This is a genomic window from Alkalihalobacterium sp. APHAB7 (assembly GCF_048323755.1).
Taxonomy (GTDB): Bacteria; Bacillota; Bacilli; order Bacillales; family Bacillaceae_F; genus Alkalihalobacterium.
The window spans coordinates 1-12,429 of the sequence record NZ_JBLWFS010000036.1; the positions used below are offsets into that span (position 1 = coordinate 1).

The 12,429-nt window shown below is 36.8% G+C and carries 8 protein-coding genes and 1 rRNA gene; 3 read left to right on the top strand and 6 right to left on the bottom strand.

The genetic code is table 11. The features are described 5' to 3' along the window. The 3 genes from ACNSTQ_RS21155 to ACNSTQ_RS21165 form a co-directional block, all read right to left on the bottom strand. A 16S ribosomal RNA gene (locus ACNSTQ_RS21155) occupies window positions 1-65 on the bottom strand; the annotation flags it as partial. A gap of 658 nt (window positions 66-723) precedes the next feature. Next, complete coding sequence (locus tag ACNSTQ_RS21160) at window positions 724-2,211, bottom strand: GGDEF domain-containing protein (RefSeq protein WP_418201736.1); 1,488 nt, start codon at window positions 2,209-2,211, stop codon at window positions 724-726. Between the two features lie 46 nt (window positions 2,212-2,257). Further along, window positions 2,258-4,804: an EAL domain-containing protein gene (locus tag ACNSTQ_RS21165; RefSeq protein ID WP_418201737.1), complete on the bottom strand. Its 2,547-nt coding sequence runs from the start codon at window positions 4,802-4,804 to the stop codon at window positions 2,258-2,260. A gap of 300 nt (window positions 4,805-5,104) precedes the next feature. Here ACNSTQ_RS21165 and cyoE point away from each other — a divergent pair, with 300 nt between their 5' ends. Both cyoE and ACNSTQ_RS21175 read left to right on the top strand, forming a co-directional pair. Beyond that, window positions 5,105-6,022, top strand: a complete 918-nt coding sequence (gene cyoE, locus ACNSTQ_RS21170) for a heme o synthase (protein ID WP_418201738.1) — start codon at window positions 5,105-5,107, stop codon at window positions 6,020-6,022. A gap of 167 nt (window positions 6,023-6,189) precedes the next feature. Further along, window positions 6,190-6,396: a heavy-metal-associated domain-containing protein gene (locus tag ACNSTQ_RS21175; RefSeq protein ID WP_418201739.1), complete on the top strand. Its 207-nt coding sequence runs from the start codon at window positions 6,190-6,192 to the stop codon at window positions 6,394-6,396. Between the two features lie 77 nt (window positions 6,397-6,473). Here ACNSTQ_RS21175 and cysI read toward each other — a convergent pair whose 3' ends face one another. From cysI to ACNSTQ_RS21190, 3 genes are all read right to left on the bottom strand, one after another. Continuing rightward, the gene (gene cysI, locus ACNSTQ_RS21180; RefSeq protein WP_418201740.1) at window positions 6,474-8,195 is read right to left on the bottom strand and encodes an assimilatory sulfite reductase (NADPH) hemoprotein subunit; all 1,722 of its coding nucleotides are present in this window, start codon (window positions 8,193-8,195) and stop codon (window positions 6,474-6,476) included. A 28-nt stretch (window positions 8,196-8,223) separates the two neighbouring features. Beyond that, on the bottom strand, window positions 8,224-10,053 hold the full coding sequence (locus ACNSTQ_RS21185) for an assimilatory sulfite reductase (NADPH) flavoprotein subunit (RefSeq protein WP_418201741.1): 1,830 nt from the start codon (window positions 10,051-10,053) through the stop codon (window positions 8,224-8,226). Between the two features lie 269 nt (window positions 10,054-10,322). Further along, window positions 10,323-11,414: a citrate synthase/methylcitrate synthase gene (locus tag ACNSTQ_RS21190; RefSeq protein ID WP_418201742.1), complete on the bottom strand. Its 1,092-nt coding sequence runs from the start codon at window positions 11,412-11,414 to the stop codon at window positions 10,323-10,325. Window positions 11,415-11,521: 107 nt separating this feature from the next. Between ACNSTQ_RS21190 and ACNSTQ_RS21195 the strand changes: the two genes are divergently transcribed. Further along, window positions 11,522-12,400 carry a LysR family transcriptional regulator gene (locus ACNSTQ_RS21195; RefSeq protein WP_418201743.1) on the top strand — a complete coding sequence of 293 codons (879 nt, stop codon included), beginning with the start codon at window positions 11,522-11,524 and terminating at the stop codon, window positions 12,398-12,400. Window positions 12,401-12,429: the final 29 nt, after the last annotated feature.

Genomic DNA, 12,429 nt, shown 5'->3' on the forward strand with positions numbered 1-12,429 from the left:
TCGACTTGCATGTATTAGGCACGCCGCCAGCGTTCGTCCTGAGCCAGGATCAAACTCTCCATAAAAGTGTTTGATATAGCTCACTTCCACAGGATGTGGTGGCTTCGATGTTGCAACAGGACGTTGCATTCTTAATCGAAGATCATTCATCACTGTGACATTTCAAAACATTGACGAGATATCATGTATCTCATTTATCGCTTGGCTTTTTGTTCAGTTTTCAAAGAACTTTTTCGACTGCCACTTTAGCAGCGACAAGAATTATATCTTATCACGCGAGCAACATTTAATCAATAACTAATTTTTGGTAAGTTATTTTTTTGTCGCACTTCCAAAAGCAACGTTCACTAATTTAACACAAAATTCGACTTCAAGCAACATTTTTCGTTTTCTTTCTATACGACTTTTTCATTTAAATGAGCACATCAATCAGAAGCGACAAGAAATAATATAACAGAATTAGTTACAGTACACAATACTTTTTATTATTTTTTCTATAATGTTTTAATTTATTTTTAAATACTTCTATATAATACATTTTTATATAAACTAACCACCTAAATTTTTTCAGTAGTACCCTTAGTCTCTCAAGTAAAAATTGTTCTCACCATTTAATTAAGAAATGTATTAAGCACAAAAAAATTACACAAATAAAAGCTACCGCAAACAAAGCGCAGGGTAGCTTTTCACCTCTTTAATATCTTACGTTATAAACAAAGACATCTAGTTTCGTTTATTTTCACTTTGATAAAAACAAAACTGATTTTTCCCTTCAGCTTTAGAACGATACAACGCGGTATCGGCACTTTTATAAAGTTCTGCAGGGGTTGTACCATGTTCTGGTGCATGTGCGATCCCTATACTCACGGTAACCTGTTCTCCATTAAGCTCTACTTCTTCACAGATGTCTCGAACAGCTGTAATCATCTGATCTGCGGTCGATTTTATCTCTTTTAGATTAGTAGATCGAATAATCATTGCGAACTCATCTCCACCTAGCCTGGCCGTTATATCCTTTGTACCAGCAAAAGTTTTTATCGTCCTGGCTACCTCTTGTAACAGCGCATCTCCTTTATCATGACCGTAGTAATCATTCACTAACTTAAAATTATCTAAATCTAGCATGACTAAAGCCAATTCAGCCTTCTTTTCTAGTAAGGCAGAACGTAATGACTCATCAAATGCCGCCCTGTTTTTTAAACCTGTTAAGCTATCATGAAAAGCTAAGTACATCGGCTTTGCTAACCATCTTGCAATGAGTAGTGCAATAACGACAGCAACCATCAAGACCACAGACAACTGTATGTAGAATGTTCTCTTATTGCTGGATAAAACATTCTGTAAGTTTTTCTCGTTATATACAATTTCTATAACCTTGTCCTTGGTTGTCCCTTCATCATATTCTGATGTGTATGGGATGTATCGGTAAATCGCTGTTTCTCCATTCAATTCTTCTCTTAATTCAGTCATCTCCTTCGTTGAAAGCGTCCTTTCAAATGCAGTTCTTCTTTTTTCTGTCCAGCGCATTTCTTCAATTGGAACGCCTAATAAGTTCCCGCCAATATTAAGGACATTAATATTATCTACAGAAGGATACCGTTTCTCTAAATCAACGATTGCGTCAAGGAAGTTAAATTGCTGAAAAATAACGCCATCTTGGAGCGAATACCCAAGTTGTATAATGTACTTTTTATCACGTGTCGCCATGTAACTGTATTTCTTAACTAATCCGGTTTGTTGTTCAATATCCATACCATCATCATAAAAATTCCCAGTCCGCCTTCTATCTTCCAATACATTAGCGAGCTTCCGACAGCAAACATTAAAATCAAGTCCAATATCCTTTTGAAAACTACTATGTGTAATGACAAAATCTTCATTAATGATGTATATATCAAACTCTAACATTTTTTTTAGGTCTTGAAAGTCCCATTGTTCAAAATTTGGCTGTTCTTCATACTTACTTATCAGTAATTCAGATCCTGTTTTCATTTTTGCTGCAGTTTCTGCTTCAAACAGAAAATACGCTTTTTCTATTGTATTAAGAGAATACTTAGCTAAATTTTCAATTTGCTCTATCTGGAATTGTTCATTCTTTTTCACTTCGTTCTTCAAACGTTGATGATCAATTAAAGTAATCGTAAACGAAATAATTATTGCAAATACTATCATAATAATAGATATTTGTAGTCTAAAAAATCGAGACTTCACTTTCCCACTCCTCTAGAAAACCCAGTTCATTTGTAAGGTCGCTTTTTTATTCTGACAGGGTTTCTCCACTTCCTTTTACAAACTGTTGTTCAATTTCTTGAATTTTCCCTATCACATCTTCTGGTTTTAAAGGCTGACTAAACAAATAACCCTGTATGTGATAACACTCTTTTTCATTTAATAACTTAACTTGCCCTAACGTTTCAACCCCTTCAGCTATTACTCTCATATGTAAAAAACGTGCCATCGAAAGAACCATAGAAATAATGGTTAAATCACTGTTATTACCGGAATCGAGATTTTGGATAAATGAACGATCGATTTTAATTAGATCAAAAGGTAAATCTTTTAAATAACTTAGCGAACAATACCCCGTTCCAAAGTCATCAATAGCAATTTGAATTCCTTGTTTTTTCAGATTGTGAAGAACCCTGATGGAATGTTCGAGATTAACCATTGCCATACTTTCTGTAATTTCCAATTTCAAGAAATGTGCAGGAACATCAGATTCACTTAGGGTGCTTTCAACCAAATCAACTAAATTTTCCTGGTAAAATTGCCGTGTTGAAAGGTTAACAGAGACCGCTAAATCCAAACATCCTTGATCATGCCATTTTTTTAATTGCTTACACGCAGTCTTTAACACCCATTCTCCAATTGGAATAATTAGACCACTTTTTTCTGCAATCGGAATGAACTCAGCTGGTGATATAAGACCACGTGTTGGGTGTGCCCACCGAATTAGGGCCTCCACTGCAAATACCTTGCCGGTTTTACTATCTACTTGTGGCTGGTAGACCAAGTAGAACTCTTCATTTGAAAGGGCCTTATGCATGTCACTTTCTAACACTATTTGATCTAGTATTTTTTCTGAAAGTTCAACATTGTAAATTACACAACTTTTGGATAGATCCTCTGCTTGATGCATCGCAATATATGCATTCTTCATCATATCATCGACATGTTCAGCATGTTGCGGATAGAATGACACCCCAACATTAGCCGACACATTTAATAGGAGATCTTCCACTTGTATTGTTTCTTCCAATGCATTATGTATTTGTTTGCACACCGCTGAACACTCTATTTCATCGATAATAGGAGATAATAAAATAGCAAATACATCTCGATCTACCCTCGAAAAAAGGGTCCTCTGCGCAATGCTCTTCTGAAGTTTTTGGGTAAAAGTTAACACAAGTTTGTCTGCAACGACTTGTCCAAATGCTTCATTTATGTTTTTTACTCCATCGATTTCAAACAACAAGACGGCTATTTTCTCCTCAGGGTTATTAACTATCTGCTGACTCACCTTTTGCTTGAAATAGCGATTGTTTGGCAAACCTGTAAGTTCATCATTATAAGCCATATATTCTATTTTCTTTTTATCTTTTCTTTGCTGACTAATATCACGAAATACGATAATAGTTCCAACTACTATTCCATCTTCTTCATAAGGTGTAATGATAAATGAAACTGGAACAGAACTTCGATCTTTCCTTAAAAACCAATCTTCTTCTGTTCTGCGACTTTGTTTTTCTAATAAGTTGGTCACTAGAAAATCTTGAGTTGATTGTTCATTACTTACTCCTTTTAACCTAACAAACTCTATAAATTCCTTACCCAGAATCTCATCGCTCTTCCACTGTAAAATGGTTTCTGCTTCTTGATTGATCAACGTCACTTGACCATAGCGGTCTAAAACAACAACACCTTCCCCCATATGAGACATAACTGTATTAAGGAACCTCTCTTTTCTCTTTACATCTTCTTCAGCTCTTTTTTTAAAAATAAAAGGTTCCTCTACTGCTGAATAATAGAGGGCTCGCAAAAGATAATAAAACCCAAATATTTGAAAGATATGACCTAAGAAGTTTTCGAAGCCAAACACACTAATATAAGAAGTAAACATCACATCACTAAATATCATATAAATCGATGCAAACACGAGGGTGAGGTAAAATATATCTTTTATCAGTTTCCTATTTACAATTACAAAAATACCTAAAGCTTGTATAAACAACGCTACATATTGCAAACCATTCTTTATTGATGTTGTACCTACCCCTTCAATAACAAGAGCAGGTAACAACTGAATAGGAGCATAAATAATAATTAGAACAACAAAAGAAAAGAGCAATCCGACTCCGTACGCTATATTTCTCCAAAATACAGGCAATTTCTTTTCCTTCATTAAGACAAGTACAAGTACTCCTAATGCCAATAACAATCTACTAATCATATAGAACCACGTAGCTTGATAAGGAGAACTCTCCACAAAGAAAAATGGCATCCCTTTGTATGTAATGGCATGTGCGATTTCCAATGTCGTAATCGTAACAAAGATAGCCCCGAGCCATAATTGTTTACTTGAACGTGTATGCGGAAAAATGATCCATGCTTGTAAAGATATAGTGGCACAAGCAATAACAATAAAAAAACTAACAATTAGATGAGTAATTACATAATTTTCTCCTTTAATCAATTCATAAAAAGGTTCTCTAATGATCATAAAAAACAAAACGATCACAATGGGTATAAAAACATTTATTTTATTATTATTTAATGATTGAAAAAACTCTCCTCTAGTCCCCACACTACTGTCCCCTCTAGTCTCTTTTTAGTTCATTGTAACTAAAACTTTAGGATCATTCTATAGTTATTTTACAATTTTCACCAATCCTTCACGAATTCCTTAAAGCATTCAACCCCGTCTGAGATAAAACCATCAATCGACAACTCTTGACAATCTCGCCATAAATCACTAATATTCCCTATAGTATATAAATTCCTACTAGAGTCCAAATGTGTTATGATTTTTATTGGAATCTCTTTCATATATCATCCAATGATGTAGGTCGCATGAGATCATCTAGTAAAAGGGAAGAGGGAAGTAATGCAAGGGGAACAAAACTTAACAACTCCGAAACAGAGTCTGTCAACTAACTTGGCTCTAACTGTCAAAACTGGAATTATTAAATCCAATCTTGTTACCATGTTTGCTGGGTTAACATTAGCTTTATACACATACCAATATAGTTTTTTTGATAAAATACCAGAAATTATTTTTGCTTTAGTAGGCTCCATTCTTGTTATGGGTGCTGCTGGATCTTTTAATAACTTATATGATCGGGATATTGACTCCATAATGGAGAGAACGAAAAACAGGCCAACTGTAACAGGTGAAATTAAGCCTTCCACCGTCTTATGGCTTGGGATTATAATGTCAATCTCAGGGGTCATCGTGCTTGCTCTAGCTACACCTTTAGCTGCACTCCTAGGATTTCTAGGTTTGTTTTTTTATGTCGTACCATATACGATGTGGAGTAAAAGAAGAACCATCTATAATACAGAGATTGGCAGTATTTCTGGGGCTATGCCACCCCTAATTGGTTGGGCTGCCATATATCCGGACATTACACACCCTGCTATTCTCGGGCTTTTTGTTATCGCAGTCATATGGCAAATGCCTCATTTCTATGCGATCGCTATCCGAAAACATGAAGAATATAAAGCAGCTAAGGTCCCAATGCTTCCTGTTGTAAAAGGTATAAGAAGAACGTATCTACAGACGAATGTTTACTTAGTCATTTTAATTGCTACAAGTTTCCTCCTTGGATCACTTAGCCTGGGTCTTATGTTAGTCGCACTTCTTTTAGGAGTTATATGGCTTATCTTAAGTGTTTATGGCTATAAAAAGATGGATCCAGAAAAGTGGGCAAAATCGCTGTTTATTTTCTCTCTTATTCATATGACAGTCTTATTTTCAACCGTAATCATATACTCGGTTATTGGGATTTTGTTTAAACTGTAACTAAATTTAACTGCCTTAAAGGATAAAAAAGCCAAACAACTTCCGTTGTTTGGCTTTCTCTTATTCACAAGATCCTGCTGTACTTTTTACAAATCCACTTTAACTATTTCTAGAATAAAAATAACCCCTTTGCTAAAAACTTATAAACAAAGGGGTGGTGTACCAAGATGAAGCACGTCTCTCTTCAAGTTGAAAAAATGAGTTGCGGAAACTGTCTCTCAACTGTGGAAAATGCGTTAAATGGAATAGAAGGAGTTAATCGAGCTAAAGCTAGTCTTGAAGATAAAAAGGTTGCTGTTGAGTATGACGAAACTAAAACTGAAGTTTATGACTTGGCAGAAGCTGTGAGAAAAGCAGGCTACATTGTCTTATAAAAAATCATAAAACATATATTCACCAAAAGAGAAGAGACAGGGACATAAATCCCTGCCTCTTCTCTTTTTTTCTTCACTTAATCGTGAAAATTTGTACCGTCTGTTGTTTCTTTTATGATACCTGCACGTATGACAAAATCACCGAAGTGTTCGCCTTCTTCTCGCTCTTTAGCATAACGTGGAAGTAGAACACGAAGCTCATTTAAGATTTGCTCTTCCCCGATGTTTTCTTGGTACATTTTGCTTAGACGACTTCCATCAAATGCTGCACCTAGGTACATATTGTATTTACCAGGGGCTTTACCTATAAAGCCAATTTCAGCAAGTGCATGACGCGCACAACCATTAGGACAGCCTGTCATTCGAATTGTAATTTCTTTATCGTGTAAACCACTCTCATCAACAATATCATCGATCTTATCGATAAGTACTGGTAAATAACGCTCAGCTTCCGCCATCGCTAGCCCACATGTTGGTAAAGCAACACATGCTAATGAACTACGTCGAATAGCCGAATACTGCTTTCCATCCGTTAAGCCAAATTGCTCAATTAATTCAGTGATTTTTTTCTTTTTCTGGCTCGTTACATTCGCAATCACTAGATTTTGATTAGCTGTTAAACGAAAATCTCCTGTGTGGATTTTCGCTATTTCCCGTAAACCTGTCATTAATTTATAGTCTTCGAGATCAGTAATACGTCCACCTTCAACGAATAATGTAAAATGCCATTTCCCTTTTGCGCCTTTCACCCATCCGTAACGATCACCATTATGGTCAAAGTGGTATGGCTTTGCTTCTCCGAGTTTCCAACCTAGACGAGTTTCAAGTTCAGCTACAACCGTATCTAATCCTAGTCGGTCAACTGTATATTTAAACCGAGCATATTTTCGTTCTGAACGATTTCCGTAATCACGTTGGATCATGATGATTTTTTCAGCTACGTCATACATTTGCTCCGGTTTACAGAACCCAATGACCTTTGCCACTTGAGGATACGTTTCTTTATCTCCATGGCTCATCCCCATACCGCCACCAATTACAACGTTAAATCCAAGCAGTTTACCGTCTTCTACAATGGCAATATAGCCAAGGTCTTGCGAGAAGATATCAACATCATTTGATGGAGGAACCGCAATTCCGATCTTGAATTTTCTTGGTAAATAAAGCGGTCCGTACATTGGTTCAACTTCTTCAACATCAGGTGTACCTGCTACCATTTCTTCATCTAACCACAACTCATGGTACGCTCTTGTACGCGGGAGTAGGTCGTCACTTAATAGTTTTGACCACTTAAATACTTCCTCATGTACTTCTGATTGATCAGGATTAGGGTTACACATCACGTTACGGTTAACGTCCCCGCACGCAGCAATCGTATCTAGTAAAGAAGCATGAATTTCTTGAATTGTTTTTTTCATATTCCATTTTAAAATACCGTGCATCTGGAACGCTTGGCGCGTCGTCAATTTTAATGTACCGTTCCCATATTTTTGAGCTAGGTCATCCATCACTAGCCATTGTTCAGGAGTAGCTACCCCACCTGGAGTACGCACTCGTAACATAAATTGATACGCAGGCTCTAATTTTTGTTTTTGACGCTCATTACGTAGATCACGATCATCCTGTAAATAGCTTCCATGGAATTTCATTAGACGATTATCATCATCTGAGATCCCTGCACTAATTCGGTCCAACATTGTTTCTTTTAATGTACCGCGTAAGTAATTACTATCTTCTTTAATGCGTTCAACGTCACTCGGCGGTCCTTCTGGTGCTTTTAATAAAGTCTTATTCACCATGTTTATATACTCCTTTCAATCCAATCAATCAATATACATCGCGTTGATATCGTTTTTGTTGTTGCATGTTTGCTAAGTAAGCTTCTGCTTCTTTACGGCTCAAGTTGCCTTCTTTTTCAATAATAGCAAGAAGTGTGTTATGAACGTCATGTGCCATATGTTTTTCATCACCACATATATAAACAACTGCTCCCTCTTGAACCCATTCGAACAACTCTTTACTATTTTCAAGCATTCGGTGCTGTACATAAACCTTTTCTTCTGTGTCACGAGAAAACGCAACATCCATCTTCGTTAGGACACCATCGTTCAACCACTTTTGCCATTCCGTTTGATAGAGGAAGTCTGTTACAAAATGCTGATCTCCAAAGAACATCCACGATTTACCTTCTGCAGCGATTTCTTCACGTTCTTGCATAAATGCACGAAACGGAGCAACTCCTGTACCAGGACCGACCATTATAATCGGTGTATCAGGATTTTCAGGCAACTTGAAGTTTTGGTTATTTTGAATAAAGATTGGTAAATTATCTCCTGGTTGTAAACGTTCTGCACATAAAATAGAACATACACCCTTTCTTTCTCGTCCATGAGCTTCATATCGTACAGCACCAATTGTTAAATGGACCTCATCAGGATTTGCCGATAAGCTACTTGCGATCGAATAAAGGCGTGGTGGCATTTTTCTAAGAACTGCAACAAACTCCTGTGCTGATGTTCCCCAAGGACCATAATCACGGACTACATCTAATAAGTCACGACCTTTAATATACTCCTTTAGTTTTACTTCACTGCCCGGTAAAATTAGTTCATGTAGCTCGTTGTTTGTTGACAACTTCGCAATCTGCTCAAGAAGAGGCTTTGTCACAACGGTAATTTCAAATTGTGTGCTTAGCGCTTCCTTAAGAGAGCGTGTTGTGCCTTGTTTATTTACAGTCACACTCTCATTCGGATCGAACTTAATTTCTTTTAACAATAGTTCAACTAGCTCTTGATCATTTTCTGGGTAAATACCTAAACTATCACCTGGCTCATATGTAAGGCCTGATCCTTCTAGTGATATCTCAAGATGACGTGTTTCTTTATTAGAACCACGACCATTTAAATTTAAATTCTCTAGCACTTCCGCTTCAAACGGATTTGTACGGTTATAAGCTGTTGTATCAGTTTGTGGTGCAGAAACTCCCGAAGGTTCCGAGACTGCGCCCTCTTGTGCCTGACTTAAGCCACCAATTACTCCTTTAACCCATTCCGCTGCTGGCTCGTCGAAGTCTAGGTCGCAATCCACACGCTCATATAGTCTTGTACCACCTAGATCCTCTAACTTTTGATCAAATTCTTTTCCTGTTTGACAGAAAAATTCATACGAGCTATCCCCGAGCGACAATACGGAAAATCTTAAACCATCAAGCTTAGGTGCACGTCTACCATGAAGAAACTCGTGGAACGATAATGCATTATCTGGTGGTTCACCTTCGCCGTGTGTACTTATAACAATTAGTAAATTCTCTACCTTTTTCAATTGATTAGGCTTAAAATCACTCATTGAAGAAACGGTTACTTTAAATCCTTGTTTTTCAAGCGTCTTACCCGTACTGTCGGCAAGTCTTTGAGCGTTACCTGTTTGCGAACCGTAAAGAACGGTTACCTCTTTAGAAATTACCTTAGCTGTAGGACTTGGAGCTGTTACTGCTGTTGGCTGTGTTTCTACTACGCCTGGAGCTGCAGCAACAGATTGAGTCGCTGCTAAATAACCGCATAACCACACTTTTTGCGTTTCTGTCAATGTTGGCAGAAGGCGGTTAAGGAGTTCTGCCTGCTCCTCATTAAACGGACTGTTCATGACTTGTAATTGCAACAAAATCCACCTCACAAAATATAAAACTAATAAATGAATAATTTTATCGTACTACATTATTCCTATAAGTCAAATTGGTTTTAATTATTTTTACAATTTAAATTACTAATTATTGAAATAGGATTCGTTTATTTTAAATAATTTATGTTGCCATATTAGGTCGAATGAAAAGAAAACTGTAATTAGTATTTCGTTGTTTTCAGAGCAATTTAATAAGATTTATTTAAACAATAAAACGCCTCCTTAAAAAGAAAGCGTCTATTGCAAAACTACATTTGTTGCATCGTACCCACATATTCAGATTGTGGCCTAAAAATAGTATTATCATCTGCTTGCTCAAGTACATGAGCACCCCAACCGACCACACGGCTAGCGGTAAAAGTTGGGGTAAAGAGCTCTGGAGCCAAGTCAATCGATTTCATAATGGCTGCTGCATAAAATTCAACATTCGTGTATAAATCTCTACCCGGCTTTAATTCATTTAACAACTTAACCGCTACATCTTCAACATGAACCGCGAGATCTAGCCAACGATCTTCACCGCTTAACTCTAATAATTTCTTTCGTAATGCGATCGCTCTAGGATCATGGGTTTTGTATACACGATGCCCAAATCCCATTAACTTTTCACCAAGCGCAAGTTTCTTTCGTATGACGTCTTCTGCTTTTTCAAAAGTTCCAATTTCATTTAATAAATCGATAACGCCAGACGGTGCTCCCCCATGAAGAGGACCTTTCATCGTACCAATCGCAGAAGTAATTGCTGATACGATATCAGACTCAGTAGAAGCCGTAACTCGCGCCGAGAAGGTTGAGGCATTCATTCCATGTTCTAAAGTTAAGATCATATACGTTTCAAGTGCTTCGACTTGTGCTTTTAATGGTCTACTCCCCTTTAACATGTATAAATAATTTTCAACATGGCTTAATGTTCCTAAAGGTTCATTACATGCTTTACCATTGATCTTGTTATACCAATGCGCAATAATGGTCGGCATTACAGCAGTTAGCGTAATCGCTTGAGCAATAGTCGGCTTCCATCCATAATCAATCGTACCCTCTGCAGAAACAACGGTTCGAATAACACTCATTACATCCATATTTGTAGGAAGATGATCCATAACAGCTTTCATTGTTTCAGTTAAATACCTGTTTCTTATAAATTCCGTATTTAACTTATCTATTTCTGTCACTGTCGGTAAATGTCCAAACCATAATAAAAAAGCAATTTCTTCAAATGAATGGGAAGCTGTTAGATTACGGATTTCATAACCTCTATAAATAAGCTTGCCCTCTTTCCCATCAATGTCACTTATTGCCGTTTCAGCTGCTACTACACCCTTTAATCCTTTGTTAACCATTGCAATCACTCCTTCCTTTTATTACAAAAATTGTATAATATATAACTGATTAATAAAATTAAATATTTTTAAATAAAATGATTAATAAATATAATAAGGAGCTTTTTATGGAATTAAATTGGATTAAAACATTTATTACAGCGGCGGAGAATGGGAACTTCCGTAAGACAGCAGATCAGTTATTTATTTCACAACCAACCGTCACCGTTCACATTAAACAATTGGAGAAGGAGCTCGGGGTACTCCTTTTTGAAAGGGAAGGCAAAAAAATCAAACTGACCGAGGGAGGTAGAAGATATTTACAGCATGCAAAACAAATCATAGCTGTTTACGATAACGGATTAGAGGACCTGCAAACATTCACGCAAGGATATACAACAAAACTGACGCTTGCGATCTCCCCCTTAATCGCCGATACTATATTACCTTTTGTTTTAAAACAGTACATCAAAAAACATCCAGAGGTAGAGATTTCTATTGAAATCATTGAATCAAAAGACATTGAAAATGCTGTATTGACGGAAAAGGTTGATATTGGGCTTTCATGCTTAAAAAGCTTCCATCCAGAACTTGATACCACTTTACTTTACAAAGATAAAGTCTGTTTAGTAACGCCACATGATGGGCGAGATTTTGAGTCAGCTTTTCCACTTGAAGAAGAGGAGATTTTATCATCGAATCGCCTATTAACACATAATCACCCTGGCTATTGGGATAACTTATGTAAGACAGTAAAACTCTTTTACCCTTCTGTCCGAATGATGAAGGTCTCACAAATTCATATTACAAAACGTTTTATTATGGAAGGACTTGGAGTATCCTATCTTCCTTCATCAACCATTCGTAGAGAACTACTCGAAGGAAGGTTACTTGAAGTGGACTCTCGATCATTTCCACTTCCTGAAGCCAATACATATGCAATCCTAAAATACTCTCACCAAGCGCAACACGAATTTTTAAGCTTTTTATCAAACTACCGATTATAAATGTTTGGATTTCTAAGCGTACTTTAACG

Excerpts from the sequence above, each read along its gene's own strand:
- cyoE (WP_418201738.1), top strand. The coding sequence starts at position 5,105 with ATGCAAGGGGAACAAAACTTAACAACTCCGAAACAGAGTCTGTCAACT.
- ACNSTQ_RS21175 (WP_418201739.1), top strand. The coding sequence starts at position 6,190 with ATGAAGCACGTCTCTCTTCAAGTTGAAAAAATGAGTTGCGGAAACTGT.
- cysI (WP_418201740.1), bottom strand. The coding sequence starts at position 8,195 with ATGGTGAATAAGACTTTATTAAAAGCACCAGAAGGACCGCCGAGTGAC.
- ACNSTQ_RS21195 (WP_418201743.1), top strand. The coding sequence starts at position 11,522 with ATGGAATTAAATTGGATTAAAACATTTATTACAGCGGCGGAGAATGGG.
- ACNSTQ_RS21190 (WP_418201742.1), bottom strand. The coding sequence starts at position 11,414 with ATGGTTAACAAAGGATTAAAGGGTGTAGTAGCAGCTGAAACGGCAATA.